Source organism: Micromonospora sp. CA-248212 (assembly GCF_050948405.1).
Classification (GTDB): Bacteria; Actinomycetota; Actinomycetes; order Mycobacteriales; family Micromonosporaceae; genus Micromonospora.
The window spans coordinates 6,401,603-6,416,555 of the sequence record NZ_CP192023.1; the positions used below are offsets into that span (position 1 = coordinate 6,401,603).

Genomic DNA, 14,953 nt, shown 5'->3' on the forward strand with positions numbered 1-14,953 from the left:
CATCGCTCTTTTCGGCGGATGTTCGGCGAGTAACAGTCGCGTTGCTGAATTGTTATCGCTTCCAACAAACTTGGGACCTGGGTGGTCTTGTGGTGCGAGTGTGACGCGGAATACGTTGCCGGACACAACAAAACAACACCTCCCCACCTCCGAAAGGACCCTGCACATGCGTAAGGGGATCCTCACCATCGCCGCCGTGGGCCTGCTCGCGACCGGCGGTTTGACCGCCTGCGGCGACGACTCCGGCAACGGCTCGGCCGACTCCAAGAAGACTCCCAAGATCGGCGTGATCCTTCCGGACAGCAAGTCCTCCCCCCGCTGGGAGACGGCGGACCGTCGCTTCCTGGAGGAGGCGTTCAAGGCCGCCGGCGTCCAGTCCGACATCCAGAACGCCCAGAACGACAAGGCCGCCTTCCAGACCATCGCCGACCAGATGATCACCGGCGGCGTCACCGCCCTGATGATCGTCAACCTGGACTCCGGCACCGGCAAGGCCGTGCTCGACAAGGCCAAGTCGCAGGGCGTCGCCACCATCGACTACGACCGGCTCACCCTGGGCGGCTCGGCCCAGTACTACGTCAGCTTCGACAACGAGGTCGTCGGCAAGCTCCAGGGCGAGGGCCTGTCGAAGTGCCTGACCGAGAAGGGTGCCAAGAACCCTGTCGTGTCGTACCTGAACGGCTCGCCCACCGACAACAACGCCACCCTGTTCAAGGCCGGCTACGACTCGGTGCTCAAGCCGAAGTTCGACTCCAAGGAATACACCAAGGGCCCGGACGACGCCGTGCCGGGCTGGGACGGCCCTACCGCCGCGACCATCTTCGAGCAGCAGCTCACCGCGACCAAGGGCAAGATCGACGGCGTGCTGGCCGCCAACGACACTCTCGGCAACGCCGCCATCTCGATCCTGAAGAAGAACAAGATCAACGGCAAGGTGCCGGTGACCGGGCAGGACGCCAGCGTGGAGGGCCTGCAGAACATCCTCGCCGGTGACCAGTGCATGACCGTCTACAAGGCAGTCCGGGAAGAGGCCAAGGCCGCCGCAGACCTGGCCATCGCGCTGGCCAAGGGCGAGAAGAAGGACACCGGCCAGTCGGTGAAGGACGGTGACCGCGACGTCCCCTCGGTGCTGCTCACCCCGAAGGCCATCTACAAGGACAACGTCAAGGACGTCATCGCCGACGGCTACGCGACCAAGGAGCAGGTCTGCACCGCGGCGTACGCCAAGTTCTGCGCCGAAGCCGGCATCAGCTGACCGACGCCGCAGTACCCGCCGGGACGACCATCGCCGCCCGGCACGGGAGCACCCTCCCGTGCCGGGCGGCGCCCGCCGGACGGGCCCCGACCCTCCCTTAAGAAGGAGACCCCGTGTCCGCGACTCCCCTGCTGGAACTCCGCGGGATCGACAAGAGCTTCGGTCCCGTCCAGGTGCTCCGCGACGTCGCCCTGAGCGTCCACCCGGGCGAAGTGACCGCACTTGTCGGCGACAACGGCGCCGGCAAGTCGACCCTGGTGAAGTGCATCAGCGGCATCTACCCCACCGACGCCGGTGAGGTCCTGTTCAACGGCGAACAGGTGCACATCGGCAGTCCCCGCGACGCCGCAACGCTCGGCATCGAGGTCGTCTACCAGGACCTCGCGCTCTGCGACAACCTGGACATCGTGCAGAACATGTTCCTCGGCCGGGAGAAGCACAGCGGCATCGTCCTGGACGAGCCGACCATGGAACAGCTCGCCGCCGAGACCCTGGCGGGGCTCTCCATCCGCACCGTCACCTCGCTTCGCCAGCACGTCTCCAGCCTCTCCGGCGGTCAGCGCCAGACCGTGGCCATCGCCAAGGCGGTGCTCTGGAACAGCAAGCTCGTCATCCTGGACGAGCCGACCGCAGCCCTGGGCGTGGCACAGACCGCCCAGGTCCTCGAACTCGTTCGCCGCCTCGCCGACAACGGCCTGGCCGTGGTGCTCATCTCGCACAACATGAACGACGTCTTCGCCGTCTCCGACCGGATCGCCGCGCTGTACCTCGGCCAGATGGTCGCCCAGGTGAAGACCACCGACATCACTCACGCCCAGGTGGTTGAGTTGATCACCGCCGGGCGCTCGGGCGGCCTCGGCCTCGCCACCGACCCGGGCGGCAACGGCGACGGCCCGCAGCCGGCCGACTCGATCTCAGGAGGCGTCCGATGACCACCACCGCCGTGCGCAAGGACGGCCCGGCGGCCGTCACACCGCCGCCGACCGTCGGGAGCCACGTCCGCAACTACGTGAGCCGGGTACGCGGTGGCGACGTCGGCGCGCTACCAGCCGTGCTCGGCCTGATCGTGCTCTGCACCGTCTTCGCGGTCATGCGGCCGTCGTCGTTCCTGTCGGCCGGCAACTTCGCCAACCTCTTCACCCAGGGCGCGGCGGTCACGCTGATCGCGATGGGCCTGGTCTTCGTGCTGCTGCTCGGCGAGATCGACCTCTCCGCCGGCTTCGCCAGCGGTGTCTGCGCGGCGGTACTGGCAAACGTGGTCACCGTGCTCGGCTACCCATGGTGGGTCGCCGTCCTCGCCGCGATCGCCACCGGTGTCATCATCGGCACCACGCTCGGCATGCTCGTCGCGAAGATCGGCATTCCGTCCTTCGTGGTCACTCTCGCCGGCTTCCTCGCCTTCCAGGGCGTCGTGTTGCTGCTCGTGCAGGAGGGCACCAACATCTCCGTCCGCGACGAGGTGCTGGTCGCCATCGCCAACCGCAACCTCGCCCCCGCGCTGGGCTGGGCGCTGACCGCCGTCGCCGTCGTCGGCTACGCGGCGGTGCAACTGCTACGCCACCGCAACCGGGCGGCCCGCGGCCTGATCACCGACCCGATCGCGGTGGTGGCGCTGCGGATCGGCGGGCTCGCCGTCATCCTCGGCACCGCCGTGTACGTGCTCAACCTGGAGCGCAGCCGCAACGTCCTCATCGTCTCGCTCAAGGGTGTGCCGATCGTGGTGCCGATCATCGCGGTGCTGCTGGTCATCTGGACCTTCGTGCTCCAACGCACCAGCTACGGCCGGCACATCTACGCCGTCGGCGGCAACCGGGAAGCGGCCCGCCGGGCCGGCATCGGAGTCGACCGGATCCGGATCTCCGTCTTCGTGATCTGCTCGTCCATGGCCGCCGTCGGTGGCATCGTGGCCGCCAGCCGGGCCAACTCGGTCGACCCGAACACGGGGGGCAGTAACGTACTGCTCTACGCGGTCGGCGCGGCGGTGATCGGCGGCACCAGCCTCTTCGGCGGCAAGGGCCGGGTATTCGATGCCGTGCTGGGAGGCGCGGTGGTCGCGGTCATCGAAAACGGAATGGGCCTGATGGGGTACAGCGCGGGAGTCAAGTACGTGGTGACCGGCGTCGTGCTGCTGCTCGCCGCCAGCGTCGACGCCCTCTCCCGCCGCCGCGCGGCAGCCACCGGCTCCCGCTGACCGCGCGGGAGGTAGCACCAGCATGCGCCCGGCACCTAGCCAGGAAGAGGTTCGCCGGCAGAACCTCGGGGCCCTGCTGCGGTACGTGCACGTCCACGGGCCGACCACCCGTGCCGAACTCACCACGGCACTGGGGTTGAACCGGAGCACCATCGGCGCGCTCACCGCCGACCTGGCCGGCGTCGGGCTGGTCAGTGAGGGAACGCCGAAGGAGACCGGCCGGGCCGGACGACCGTCCATTGTCGTCCGGCCCGAGTCGGCCCGGGTGTACGCGTACGCGTACTCCGTGGAGGTGGACCGGCTGCGGGCCGCGCGGGTCGGTCTGGGCGGCGCGGTGCTGGACCGCCGCGAGCTGGACCGGCCACGTGGCCTGCTGGCCGCGGAGGCCGCGCCGATGCTGGCCGGCGCCGTCAAGGAGATGCAGCAGGCGGTCCCGGGCGGCGCGATCTGCGTCGGCACCGGCGTCGCGGTCTGCGGCATGGTCCGCCGGGAGGACGGCCTGGTGCGGCTCGGCCCCACCACCGGCTGGGTGGACGAGCCGATCGGCGCGGCGCTCGGGGCCGAGATGGGCCTGGACGTGCCGGTCACGGTCGGCAACGTGGCGGACGTGGCGGCGTTCGCCGAGCACACCAGGGGCGTCGCGGCCGGCTGCGACAACGTCATCTACCTGTACGGCGACGTCGGCGTGGGCGCCGGGATCATCGCCGGTGGGCGTCGGCTCACCGGACACGGCGGGTACGGCGGCGAGGTCGGCCACATGAAGGTGGTGCGCGACGGCAGGCCCTGCGAGTGCGGCGCCCGGGGTTGCTGGGAGACCGAGATCGGCGAGCACGGCCTGCTGCGCGCCGCCGGACGCTCCGATGCGCGGGGACGCGACGCCCTGCTGGCCGTCTTCGACGCCGCCGACCGGGGGGACGCCCGCGCCCAGACGGCGGTACGCCAGGCGGGTGACTGGCTCGGCTTCGGGGTCGCCAACCTGGTCAACGTCTTCAACCCCGAGATGGTCATCTTCGGCGGCACCATGCGCGACCTCTACCTCGCGGCGGCGGCCCAGATCCGCAGCCGGCTCAACTCGAACGCACTCGGCGCGTGCCTGGAGCACGTCCGGCTGCGTACGCCGACGCTGGGCGAGGACGCACCCCTGATCGGGGCCGCCGAGCTGGCCTTCGAACGACTGCTCGCCGACCCCCTCGACGTGGGCTGACCCGCGTACGCTGTCCGGCGTGGACGTCGAGTTGCGCGCCTCCGACGACGACCGTCACCGGGTGGTCGCCGAGCTGCACCGGCACACCACGGTGGGCCGACTCACCCTGGACGAGTTCTCCGAACGGGTCGGCGCGGTGTGGACCTCCCGCACCCTCGGCGACCTCGCCACGCTGACCCGGGACCTGCCCGCCCTGCCCGATCCCGCAGCCGCGGCGAAGGGCGACGACGGGATCGGGCACGGCCGCCGGGAGCTGCTGGTGCTCTTCGCCGTCGCCGCGCTCACCCTGCTGCTGCTCGGTGGCTTCCTGGCCGTCACCCGCTGATCCGTGTGGCACGCCCGACGGGCTCCGCATTTCCACGGCCCGAGCGGATGAACTGATCGGACGATCAGTCCGTACCAGTGGGCGGACGGGCGGCCGGCAGGGTGCGGCTGCCCGGTCCAGACGCGTTTCGGTCCGGACCGAGGAGGCACCGCAGACATGGCACCGCTCAGATTGGCCCGTCGCCGGCCGGGCAACCGGACGCACCGCGCGGCGATGTTGCTCATCGCGATCATCGCGGGGGTCGGTGTCCTGCCGGGCGTGGCCATCGCCGCCCCCGCGGGTGGGCAGCAGCTCAACGCCGCCGACATGACGCTGCTCAACGGGGTGCGCCTGGCCGGGCTGTGGGAGATGCCGGCCGGCCAGATGGCCGCCGAGAAGGGACAGTCGCCGAAGGTACGGGAGATCGGGGCCGGCATCGCCGGCGAGCACCAGAAGCTCGACCAGCTCGTCGTGGACGCCGCCAACAAGCTCGGCGCGTCCATCCCCACCGAGCCGACGGCCGAACAGAAGGGCTGGCTGGCCGAGATGCAGAACGCGTCCGGCGCTCGGTTCGACCAGATCTTCGTGACCCGGCTCCGGGTGGCCCACGGCAAGATCTTCCCGGTGATCGGCGCGGTACGGGCCAGCACCCGCGACGCCACCGTCCGCAAGCTCTGCGAGGACGCCAACGCCTTCGTACAGCACCACATGCAGATGCTGGAGTCCACCGGACTGGTCCGCTGGCCCGAACTGCCGCCGGCCGCGCTGCCCGCGCCCGGCAAGGACGGTCTGCTCGCCGCCGCCGGGGCGAACGCGGGGCCGCAGGTCGGGGTGAGCAGCACCGTCGTCTGGCTGGTCTTCCTCGCCGCGCTCGGTACCGGCGGGATCGCCACCTACCGGATGCTGCGCCGGAGCTGACCGACGATTGAGGTGGCCCGGAGTCAGCGGTCGACCTGGGTGAAGTCCCAGGAGTGCGGGGCGCGGGCCACCAGCAGGGCGGGCGGATCGGGCAGCGGACGCGGGTTGCTGCGCCACTTCGAGATGACCACGACGCGGTGGTCGGTGGACGAGAAGACCTCGCTCGACACGTGCAGCGGGTCGTGCTCCAGCTCGGGCAGGGCGGTGTCGCACACCCAGGTGATCAGGTCGGCGACGCCGTACGCCTCGGCGCGCGCCTCCCACATCCGCACGATCATCTCCGGCGTCCCCGTCACACGCTGACCGTGGTCAACGGCAGCGCCGAGTCGGCCGGCAGATCCAGCCGGCTCGGCGCGACCCCGGCGGCAACCAGGTGCGATCCGAGCGCGGCCACCATCGCCCCGTTGTCGGTGCACAGCTTCGGCCGCGGCACCCGGACCCGGATGCCGTACTTCTCGGCCCGCTCCTCGGCCAACGCCCGCAGCCGGGAGTTCGCGGCCACTCCCCCACCGATCACCAGGGTGTCGATGCCCTGCGCCCGGCAGGCGGCGATGGCCTTGTTGGTCAGCACGTCGCAGACCGCCTCCTGGAAGGACGCGGCCACGTCGGCGACCGGCACCGGCTCACCGGCGCGTTGCCGTGCCTCCACCCAGCGGGCCACGGCCGTCTTCAGACCGGAGAACGAGAAGTCGTACCGGTGGGCCGCCAGGTCCTTCGCGGCGGTCAGGCCACGCGGGAAGGCGATGGAGGCGGCGTCACCCGCCCGGGCCTCACGGTCGATGGGCGGACCGCCCGGGAACGGCAACCCGAGCAGCCGGGCCACCTTGTCGAACGCCTCACCGGCCGCGTCGTCGATGGTGGCGCCGAGCGGGGTGACACCCCGGGCCAGGTCGTCGACCAGCAACAGGGACGAGTGCCCGCCGGAGACCAGCAGGGCGATGGCCGGTTCGGGCAGTGGGCCGTGTTCCAGGGTGTCCACCGCCACGTGCGCGGCGAGGTGGTTGACGCCGTACACCGGCTTCTCGGCGGCGAGGGCGTACCCCTTGGCGGCGGCGACGCCGACGAGCAGCGCGCCGGCCAGACCCGGCCCGGAGGTGACCGCGATGGCGTCGATGTCGGCGAGGGTGACGCCAGCGTCGGTGAGCGCCCGCTGCATGGTCGGCACGATGGCTTCGAGGTGGGCCCGGCTGGCCACCTCCGGCACCACGCCCCCGAAACGGGCGTGCTCCTCGACGCTGGACGCGAGCGCGTCAGCCAGCAGGGTGTGCCCGCGTACGATGCCGACGCCGGTCTCGTCGCACGAGGTCTCGATGCCCAGGATCAGCGGTTCGTCAGCCATGGTCGTGTGGTCCGTCCCCGGTCGGCTCGGCGTCGCGCCGCATGACCAGCGCGTCGGTGTTGCTCGGTTGGTAGTAGCCGCGACGCACCCCGATCGGCTCGAACCCGTACGTCGCGTAGAGGCGCTGGGCGGGGGCGTTGTCCACGGCCACCTCCAGCAGGGTGCTGCGGGCGCCCCGACGGTTCGCCTCGGCGAGCAGTTCCTCCAACAGGACGCGGCCGACGCCACGTCGCTGGACGTCCCGCCGGACGGCGATGACCTGCACCCACACCTCGTCCGGTGGGGCGCCGGCGAGCCCGGCGTAGCCGAGCACCGCTCCGTCGCTGTCGGTCGCGACCCGGTAGTGGTGCCCGTTGGCCAGCTCGTTCCAGAACATGGAGGGCGACCACTGCCCGGCGCCGAACAGGTCCGCCTCGATCGGCATCGCCTCGTCGACGTGCCACCAGCGGAACCGTTCCAGCCGTACCGACGTCACGGGAGGACCGGTTTGCGGCCGGTGGCCGCCACGGCGTCGGGACGGCGCAGGTAGAGCGGGGTGAGTCGCTCGCCGGGCGCGCCGGCCCGGATCCGCTCGGCGGCGAGCAGCGCCAGCACGGTGGCCTCCGGGTAGCGCGGTTCGACCCGGACCGGCAGGTCCAGAGCCTCGGCGTACCGGTGTGCTCCGTCGCCGACCGCGACCGTAGCGCCCAGCTCACGGGCGCGGGCGGCGGCCACCGCCGGCGAGGACACCTCGGGCCCGACGACCCGCTGGCCGGCCCCGTCGTAGACAGCCCAGTACAGCTCCTTGCGGCGGGCGTCGCTGGCTGCCAGCACCGGCTCGCCGGCAGCCGCCGGGTGGCCGATGGCGTCCAGGGAACAGACGCCGTACGTCGGAATGCCGAGCACCTGCCCCATCGTGGCGGCGGTGACCAGGCCGACCCGCAGCCCGGTGAACGGCCCGGGGCCGAGCCCGGCGACTATCGCGCCCAGGTCACGCGGGCGCGCGCCGGCGTCGGCAAGGACCGCGTCCACCTGAGGCGCGAGCAGTTCACCGTGCGCGCGGGCATCGACCGTGCACCGGTGCGCCCGGGACGTGACGCCGTCCGCCGAGATCTCCACCAACGCTGCGGTCACCGCGGGGGTCGAGCTGTCCACCACGAGTACGAGCACGGTTAGCCAGCCTAGCGGCCCCGCCACCGCCCGCCCGTGACGCCCCGCCCCTCGGCCACCACCGGGCCTACCGGCGGACGAGCAGCGCCGCGACTCCACCCCTCGCCACGCCACCCCGCCGGCCGTGCGCCTTCCCGACCGCCACGCCACGCCACGCGTCTTCCCGACCGCCACGCCACGCCACGCGTCTTCCCGACCGCGACGCCACGCCACGCGTCTTCCCGACCGCGACGCCACGCCACGCGTCTTCCCGACCGCGACGCCACGCCACGCGTCTTCCCGACCGCGACGCCACGCCACGCGTCTTCCCGACCGCGACGCCACGCCACGCGTCTTCCCGACCGCGGCGACGGCGACGGCGACGGCGACGGCGACGGCGACGGCGACGGCGACGGCGACGGCGACGGCGACGGCGACGGCGACGGCGACGGCGACGGCGACGGCGACGGCGACGGCGACGGCGACGGCGACGGCGACGGCGACGGCGACGGCGACGGCGACGGCGACGGCGACGGCGACGGCGACGGCGACGGCGACGGCGACGGCGACGGCGACGGCGACGGCGACACCATCCTGATGAGCCTGATGCCTGTGAGTCATCAAGATGACTCACAGGCATCACTCTCATCAGCAATACCGCCGCCGCTCAGCGACGCGGCCCCGACCGTGCTGATCCCGGCCTGCAAGACCGCGAGTCGTGAATCCGCCGCAGAGCTACCGCGACCGTCTGATGCTGGGCCAGCATGCCGGGATGCCATCGACTCGCCTCGTCACCCTCCTCGGCGCCGTGCTGCGACAACAACGCCAGCGACGCGAGCTGAGCCAGCGCCAGCTCGCGGGACTCGCCGAGGTCAGCCAGGCGGCCGTGGCGCGGATCGAACGCGGCGAACGCGCGCCGAGCGTCCCGGTGCTGGAGCGGTTGTTCACCGCGATGGACGTGCAGCTGGTGGTCGGGGTCGAACCGCTGGACGCGCATCTCGACGCTCGCATCGACGAACTGGCCGCCCGCCCGATCGGCGAACGCATCGACGAACTGGGCCTCAACGAGACGCTGGACCGACTGATCGACTTTCCGCAGGTGCTCACCGGTAGCACGGCGGCGCTGTTGCAGGGCGCGCCGGTGCCGGTGGACGCCGTCGAGATCGCCCTCCGCTGGCAGGACTCGAAACGGTTCACCGGCTGGCTGGAGGCAAACTACGGCCAGCGGTGGAACGCCCGGTGGGGCGAGTTCGGCGGGGTGTGGTTGGAGCCGGAAGAGCCGGGCGAACACCGCTGGTCGACCCGGTACGGCGAGATCAGGGCGACCATGTGCGACGAGTTGCCCGAGACGATCGAGGTACGCCACGGTGGCCGCGATTATCAGGTGGTGCCGCTGGTCGAGCTGGAGTTGACCGAGCCGCGGGCCGCCGACCTGCTGCGCCGCTACCGGGCCCGGCGCCGCGCCCCGGAAAGCTGACCGGACCCGGCCAGCCGGCGCCGGACCCGGAGCAGGCCAGCCGGCGCCGGACCCGGAGCAGGCCAGCCGGCGCCGAACCCGGGCCAGGCCAGGCCAGGCTGAGGTCAGTCGGCGGTGCGCTCCCAGTCGATGGTGGGACGGCCGGCGTCGGCGAGGGCCTTGTTGGCCGCGCTGAACGGGCGGCTGCCCAGGAAGCCGCGCGGGTTCATCGGGCTCGGGTGGCCGGCCTCCAGCACGACGTGCCGAGAGTTGGTGACCAGGCCGGCCTTCTTGCGGGCGTAGCCGCCCCAGAGCAGGAAGACCACCCGGTCCGGCAGGGCGTCCAGCGCCCGGATGGTGGCGTCGGTGAACTCCTCCCAGCCGGCGTTCGCATGCGAGCCGGGGGTGGCCTGACGGACGGTCAGCACCGCGTTGAGCAGCAGCACGCCCTGCGCCGCCCAACCGTCGAGGTTGCCGCTGCGCGGCTTGGGCACCCCCACGTCCTCGCCCAGCTCCTTGAAGACGTTGCGCAGCGAGGGCGGCACCGACACGCCCTCGCGGACGCTGAAGCTCAGCCCGTGCGCCTGACCGGCCCGGTGGTAGGGGTCCTGCCCGAGGATCAGCACCCGGGTGGCCTCCGGCGGGCAGAGTCGGTACGCCGAGAAGAGGTCCTCCAGCGGCGGGAAGACGGTCTGCGTCGCGTACTCCCGGGCGACGAACTCGGCCAGCGCGGCCGTGCGGGCCGGGTCGAGGTGCGGGGTGAGCACGGCACGCCACTGCTCCGGCAGCAGCGCCAGCAGATCCAGGGCGGGGGCATCGTCGGGCATCAGAAACCTCTTCCAGCGCGGGTCGGTCCCCCGCACTCTAAGCATCACGTCCGACAGCGCCGCGCCCTAACCCAGCTCGGCCAACCGCCGAGCCCAGTCACCACCGACCGGATCCAGCTCGACGACTCGGGTGTCGTCGTCGCGGCGGTCGATACGGACCCGCAGGTGCGCGTCGACCAACTGCTCCACCAGGCCCTCGCCCCACTCCACGACGGTCACCGACGCGTCCACCGAGGCATCCAGGTCCAGGTCGTCGATCTCGGCGCGCGGGTCGCTGGCGGCGCCCAGCCGGTACGCGTCGGCGTGCACGAGGGCCACCCGGCCGCCCCGGGCCGGATCGGGCCGGTGGACCCGGGCGATCACGAACGTCGGCGAGGTCACGTCCCCGAGGACGTTGAGCCCGGCACCGATGCCCTGGGTGAGCGCGGTCTTGCCGGCGCCCAGCGGGCCGGTCAACAGCACCAGGTCACCGGCCCGCAGCAGCCCGGCCAACCGGCGGCCGAACTCCCGAGTGTCCTCGACGGTCGGCAGTTTGACGACGAAACTCACCGGTCCTCCATGCTCTCCAGTGATTCGAGGAACCGCTCCAGCGCGGCGTTGACCTCGTCGGCGTGCTCCAGCATCACCACGTGACCACTGTCTTTGATCTTGATGAACTCGGCGTGCGGCAGCCGCCGAACGATCTCCTCGGAGTGGGTCACCGGCGTGATCATGTCCTTGTCGCCGACGACCACCAGCACCGGCGCGTTCGCCAGCGCTGCCAGCGCCGGGAAGCGCGAGTGTGTGGCGAGGGTCCGCAGGTAGCGGGTCACCGTGTCGGCCGAGGTCCGGGAGTTCATGGTCTCCACGTAGGACACCAGCCGAGGGCTGGGCTTGCGGGTGCCGAAGCCGTACTTGCGGGTCAGCAACCAGGCCACGTTCGAGGTCGACTTGCGGGCCCGGTCGATCACCGGGCCGCCGTACCGCGTGGCGTTGCTGACCATGTAGAGCACCGGACCACCGACCCGGCCCAGCAGCGCCGGGGCGACCAACTTGGTCTCCGCGACGAGACCGCCCGACGTGGCCATCAGCACCGTGCCCACCACCCGGTCACCGAACAGCTCCGGGAACAGTTCGGCGAACGCCATGATGGTCATGCCGCCCATCGAGTGGCCGACCAGCACCAGTGGCCCCTCCGGGGCGACCCGGTCGATCACCCGGCGCAGTGTCCGGCCGAGCACGGCCAGGTCGTACTCGCCGGTCTCCAAGCGACCGGACTGGCCGTGACCGGGCTGGTCGTACGCCACGATCCGATAGTCGCCACGCGCGGCCAACATCTCGCGCTGGAAGTGGAAGGTGCCCATGTCCAGGCAGAACCCGTGCACCAGCACCACCGTCGGGTGCCCCGGCACCGGACGGGTCGGCTCGACCACCTCGACGTGGATGTCGGTGCCGTCCGGCAGCTCCAGCCGGAACGCCTCGTCGTACCTCTGTTCGCCGAACGTCTCCTGGGCGTAGCGGTCGGTCGGGTCGGTCTTCAGCCGGCGGACCAGGGTGCGTTCGGTCGCGACGCCAGCGGCCAGACCGGCCGCCGCCACCCCGACCGCAGCCCCGACCAGGCCGGCGACGCGGCCGGCCGCGGTCCGCGGGCGCGGGATGCGGTACGCCATCAGGGGCGCTCACCGTCGTAGACGCGCGGCACCCGGGTGCTGCCGAACCGGGTGACGATCTCGTAGTTGATCGTGCCGACCGCCTCGGCCCAGTCGTCGGCCGTCGGCTCGCCGTCGGCGCCGCTGCCGAAGAGGGTCGCCACGTCACCGTCGGCCACCGGGTCGTCGCCGCAGTCGAGCACGAACTGGTCCATGCAGACGCGTCCGGAGATCGTCCGCCGCGCGCCGGCGAGCTGTACGGGGCCGGTGTTGGAGGCGTGCCGGGGCACACCGTCGGCGTACCCGAGCGGCACCACGGCCAGGTTCGCGTCCGACTCGGTGGTGTAGGTGTGGCCGTAGGAGACGCCGGTCCCGGCGGGCACCCGCTTGGTGAGCATCACCCGGGCCCGAGCGGTCATCGCCGGACGCAGCCCGTACGTCTCGCCGGCCACCGGGGACAGGCCGTAGATAGCCAGCCCGGGACGGACCAGGTCGAAGTGCGTGTCGGGGCGGGTCAGGGTGGCCGCCGAGTTGGCCAGGTGCCGCCACCGGGGGCGCAGCCCGGCCCGCTCGACCATGGCCAGTCCCTCGTGGAAGACGGCGAGCTGCCGGTCGGTGGTCGGGTGGCCGGGCAGGTCGGCGTACACGAAGTGGCTCCACACACCGACCACCTCGACCAGGCCGTCGGCCTGGGCCTTCGCGGCGGCGTCGAGCAGGGCCGGCCAGTCGGCGACGGTGGCGCCGCCCCGCGACAACCCGGTGTCGATCTTCAGGTGCAGGCGGGCGGGGCGCTCGGCACGCCGGCTCGCCTCGATCATCTCGTCGAGCTGCGGCACGCTGGCGGCACCGAGATCGACCCCGGCGCTGACACCCTCGTGCAGCGGCAGCCCGGGCGCGAGCAGCCACGCCAGCACGGGCGCGGTGATTCCGTTCCGGCGCAGCGTGAGCGCCTCGTCGAGGGTGCAGACGCCGAGCCAGTCGGCCCCCGCGTCGAGCGCCGCGCGGGCGGCCGGGAGCATGCCGTGGCCGTACCCGTCGGCCTTCACCACCGCCATCAGCTCGGCGGTGGTGCCGGAGCGGAGCCGGCTCACGTTCTCGCGGATCGCGTCAAGATCGACACGTACCTCGGCCTGCCACATGCGCCCAGCCTACTTTCCAGCCTGATCACCGTGGGCGGCGACGCTCGGCCCGCCGCACCGGTCGGGTCGGTTCGGGACGATCAGCCCAGCCGGGCGACGACCGGGCGCAGCGCGGTCACCACGTCGGGCGCGGTCACCGGGCCGCCGCGGGCCGCCTCCCGACCGGCCAGCCCGTGCAGGTACGCGGCCCCGGCCGCCGCCCGATCCGCCGGCACCCCGGCCGCCAGCAGCGAGCCGAGCAGCCCGGCCAGCACGTCGCCGGTGCCGCCGGTGGCCAGCGCCGGGGTGCCGGTGGGGTTGACGTACGCCCGGCCGTCCGGCGTGCCGATCACCGTGCGGTCCCCCTTGAGCAGCACCACCGCGTTCATCCAGGCGGCCAGTCGCAGCGCGGACCCGACGCGGTCGGCGCCCGGCTCCTCCCCGCACAGCCGGGTGAACTCCCGGTCGTGCGGGGTGACGACGATCGGCGCGTCCCGGCCGCGCAGCCGGTCGGCGAGTGAACCGTCGACCAGCAGGGTCAACGCGTCCGCGTCGAGCACCACCGGCACCGGTGTCGCCAGGACGGCCCGCAGCTCGGCCGCCGCCTCGTCTCCGGTGCCCAACCCCGAGCCGCACACCCACGCCTGCACGCGGCCGGCATCGGCCACCCGGGGCGTGGCGATCACCGAGGGGTGCTGGCGCAGCACCTCGTCGCGGGCCCCACCGGCGTACCGGACCAGGCCGGTCGGCCCGGCGAGCGCACCGCCGACGGAGAGCACCGCCGCGCCCGGGTACGTCGCCGAGCCGGTCGCCACCCCCACCACACCCCGGGTGTACTTCTCCGACGCGGCGCCCAGCTCGGGCCACCACCGCTGAAGGTCGGACCAGTCGGTGACGTTCAGCGCGGGGGTGCCCCGCAGCCAGGGCTCCAACCCGATGTCGACCAGCTCGACCTGCCCCGCCAACGCGGCGGCCGGCCCGACCACCAGGGCGGGCTTGAGCGCGCCGAAGGCGACGGTCACGTCGGCGCGGACGGCGGTGGGCCGGCCGGACGCGGACAGCGGCACGTGCCCGGTGTCCACCGCGACCCCGCTCGGCACGTCCACGGCCAAAACGGTGGCCCGCTGGCCGTCGCGCCCGCGCAGGTCGCCCAGCCCCTGGACGACCTCGTCCGCGTTCGCCCGCAACCCACCCGTGCCGCCGATCCCGACGATGCCGTCGAGGACCAGGTCGACGGGGCCGGCGGGGCGGTCGACCAGCCGGCCACCGGCGGCCCGCAGCGCGGCCAACCCGGCCACGTGCGCCCGGCCGGGGGTGAGCAGCAGGGCGAAGACCTCGACGCCCCGGCGGGCCAGCCGCTCTCCGGCGTAGAGCGCGTCACCGCCGTTGTCGCCCGAGCCCACGAGCAGCAGCACCCGGCCGCCGTACACGCCGCCGCGCTCGGCGAGCAGCAGGGCGGCCCGGCGGGCCAGCCCGGCGGCGGCGCGCTGCATCAGCGTCCCCTCCGGCAGCGTGCCCATCAGCCCCGCCTCGGCGGCCCGTACGTCGCCCACCCGCCACACCGGTCTCATGTCACCGTGTCCCA

General features: G+C 72.6%; 16 protein-coding genes. 7 read left to right on the top strand and 9 right to left on the bottom strand.

Going from position 1 to position 14,953, the window contains the following annotated elements:
- The first annotated feature begins 166 nt into the window (after nt 1-166).
- From ACQP03_RS30065 to ACQP03_RS30090, 6 genes are all read left to right on the top strand, one after another.
- Nucleotides 167-1,255 carry a sugar ABC transporter substrate-binding protein gene (locus ACQP03_RS30065; RefSeq protein ID WP_357126335.1) on the top strand — a complete coding sequence of 363 codons (1,089 nt, stop codon included), beginning with the start codon at nt 167-169 and terminating at the stop codon, nt 1,253-1,255.
- Between the two features lie 113 nt (nt 1,256-1,368).
- Entirely contained in the window at nt 1,369-2,187 is an 819-nt protein-coding gene (locus ACQP03_RS30070) for an ATP-binding cassette domain-containing protein (RefSeq protein WP_357126338.1), read from the top strand.
- The gene (locus tag ACQP03_RS30075) at nt 2,184-3,446 is read left to right on the top strand and encodes a sugar ABC transporter permease (RefSeq protein WP_357174423.1); all 1,263 of its coding nucleotides are present in this window, start codon (nt 2,184-2,186) and stop codon (nt 3,444-3,446) included. Before ACQP03_RS30070 ends, ACQP03_RS30075 begins: the two co-directional genes overlap by 4 nt.
- A gap of 22 nt (nt 3,447-3,468) precedes the next feature.
- On the top strand, nt 3,469-4,650 hold the full coding sequence (locus ACQP03_RS30080; protein WP_357126345.1) for an ROK family protein: 1,182 nt from the start codon (nt 3,469-3,471) through the stop codon (nt 4,648-4,650).
- 19 nt (nt 4,651-4,669) lie between these two features.
- Nucleotides 4,670-4,975 (top strand): DUF1707 SHOCT-like domain-containing protein, encoded by a 306-nt coding sequence (locus ACQP03_RS30085; protein ID WP_357126348.1) that lies wholly within the window; start codon nt 4,670-4,672, stop codon nt 4,973-4,975.
- 156 nt (nt 4,976-5,131) lie between these two features.
- Complete coding sequence (locus ACQP03_RS30090; RefSeq protein ID WP_357126351.1) at nt 5,132-5,872, top strand: DUF4142 domain-containing protein; 741 nt, start codon at nt 5,132-5,134, stop codon at nt 5,870-5,872.
- Nucleotides 5,873-5,895: 23 nt separating this feature from the next.
- On the opposite strand, the gene ACQP03_RS30095 is transcribed toward ACQP03_RS30090, so the two are convergent.
- Genes ACQP03_RS30095 through tsaB form a run of 4 tightly spaced genes read right to left on the bottom strand, consistent with a single transcriptional unit; the run spans nt 5,896 to nt 8,360 of the window.
- The gene (locus tag ACQP03_RS30095) at nt 5,896-6,150 is read right to left on the bottom strand and encodes a hypothetical protein (RefSeq protein ID WP_053660576.1); all 255 of its coding nucleotides are present in this window, start codon (nt 6,148-6,150) and stop codon (nt 5,896-5,898) included.
- Between the two features lie 14 nt (nt 6,151-6,164).
- Nucleotides 6,165-7,211, bottom strand: a complete 1,047-nt coding sequence (gene tsaD / locus ACQP03_RS30100; RefSeq protein ID WP_357126354.1) for a tRNA (adenosine(37)-N6)-threonylcarbamoyltransferase complex transferase subunit TsaD — start codon at nt 7,209-7,211, stop codon at nt 6,165-6,167.
- Entirely contained in the window at nt 7,204-7,686 is a 483-nt protein-coding gene (gene rimI, locus ACQP03_RS30105) for a ribosomal protein S18-alanine N-acetyltransferase (protein ID WP_357126357.1), read from the bottom strand. The genes tsaD and rimI overlap by 8 nt, the downstream gene beginning before the upstream one ends.
- Nucleotides 7,683-8,360, bottom strand: coding sequence for a tRNA (adenosine(37)-N6)-threonylcarbamoyltransferase complex dimerization subunit type 1 TsaB (tsaB, locus tag ACQP03_RS30110; RefSeq protein WP_357126360.1), 678 nt, complete (start codon nt 8,358-8,360; stop codon nt 7,683-7,685). The genes rimI and tsaB overlap by 4 nt, the downstream gene beginning before the upstream one ends.
- A 751-nt stretch (nt 8,361-9,111) precedes the next feature.
- Between tsaB and ACQP03_RS30115 the strand changes: the two genes are divergently transcribed.
- On the top strand, nt 9,112-9,816 hold the full coding sequence (locus ACQP03_RS30115; protein ID WP_363660487.1) for a helix-turn-helix domain-containing protein: 705 nt from the start codon (nt 9,112-9,114) through the stop codon (nt 9,814-9,816).
- 104 nt (nt 9,817-9,920) lie between these two features.
- Here the strand turns inward: ACQP03_RS30115 and ung are convergent, their stop codons facing one another.
- From ung to ACQP03_RS30140, 5 genes are all read right to left on the bottom strand, one after another.
- Nucleotides 9,921-10,622 (bottom strand): uracil-DNA glycosylase, encoded by a 702-nt coding sequence (gene ung / locus ACQP03_RS30120; protein WP_357399260.1) that lies wholly within the window; start codon nt 10,620-10,622, stop codon nt 9,921-9,923.
- A 66-nt stretch (nt 10,623-10,688) separates the two neighbouring features.
- Nucleotides 10,689-11,171: a tRNA (adenosine(37)-N6)-threonylcarbamoyltransferase complex ATPase subunit type 1 TsaE gene (gene tsaE / locus ACQP03_RS30125; protein WP_357126369.1), complete on the bottom strand. Its 483-nt coding sequence runs from the start codon at nt 11,169-11,171 to the stop codon at nt 10,689-10,691.
- The gene (locus ACQP03_RS30130) at nt 11,168-12,271 is read right to left on the bottom strand and encodes an alpha/beta fold hydrolase (protein ID WP_357126372.1); all 1,104 of its coding nucleotides are present in this window, start codon (nt 12,269-12,271) and stop codon (nt 11,168-11,170) included. Before ACQP03_RS30130 ends, tsaE begins: the two co-directional genes overlap by 4 nt.
- On the bottom strand, nt 12,271-13,389 hold the full coding sequence (gene alr, locus ACQP03_RS30135; protein WP_357126375.1) for an alanine racemase: 1,119 nt from the start codon (nt 13,387-13,389) through the stop codon (nt 12,271-12,273). Before alr ends, ACQP03_RS30130 begins: the two co-directional genes overlap by 1 nt.
- A gap of 80 nt (nt 13,390-13,469) precedes the next feature.
- Nucleotides 13,470-14,939 (bottom strand): NAD(P)H-hydrate dehydratase, encoded by a 1,470-nt coding sequence (locus tag ACQP03_RS30140; RefSeq protein ID WP_357174411.1) that lies wholly within the window; start codon nt 14,937-14,939, stop codon nt 13,470-13,472.
- Between the last annotated feature and the right edge of the window lie 14 nt (nt 14,940-14,953).

Excerpts from the sequence above, each read along its gene's own strand:
- ACQP03_RS30065 (WP_357126335.1), top strand. The coding sequence starts at position 167 with ATGCGTAAGGGGATCCTCACCATCGCCGCCGTGGGCCTGCTCGCGACC.
- ACQP03_RS30075 (WP_357174423.1), top strand. The coding sequence starts at position 2,184 with ATGACCACCACCGCCGTGCGCAAGGACGGCCCGGCGGCCGTCACACCG.
- ACQP03_RS30080 (WP_357126345.1), top strand. The coding sequence starts at position 3,469 with ATGCGCCCGGCACCTAGCCAGGAAGAGGTTCGCCGGCAGAACCTCGGG.
- ACQP03_RS30090 (WP_357126351.1), top strand. The coding sequence starts at position 5,132 with ATGGCACCGCTCAGATTGGCCCGTCGCCGGCCGGGCAACCGGACGCAC.
- ACQP03_RS30095 (WP_053660576.1), bottom strand. The coding sequence starts at position 6,150 with ATGATCGTGCGGATGTGGGAGGCGCGCGCCGAGGCGTACGGCGTCGCC.
- tsaD (WP_357126354.1), bottom strand. The coding sequence starts at position 7,211 with ATGGCTGACGAACCGCTGATCCTGGGCATCGAGACCTCGTGCGACGAG.
- ACQP03_RS30115 (WP_363660487.1), top strand. The coding sequence starts at position 9,112 with ATGCCATCGACTCGCCTCGTCACCCTCCTCGGCGCCGTGCTGCGACAA.
- ung (WP_357399260.1), bottom strand. The coding sequence starts at position 10,622 with ATGCCCGACGATGCCCCCGCCCTGGATCTGCTGGCGCTGCTGCCGGAG.
- ACQP03_RS30130 (WP_357126372.1), bottom strand. The coding sequence starts at position 12,271 with ATGGCGTACCGCATCCCGCGCCCGCGGACCGCGGCCGGCCGCGTCGCC.
- alr (WP_357126375.1), bottom strand. The coding sequence starts at position 13,389 with ATGTGGCAGGCCGAGGTACGTGTCGATCTTGACGCGATCCGCGAGAAC.
- ACQP03_RS30140 (WP_357174411.1), bottom strand. The coding sequence starts at position 14,939 with ATGAGACCGGTGTGGCGGGTGGGCGACGTACGGGCCGCCGAGGCGGGG.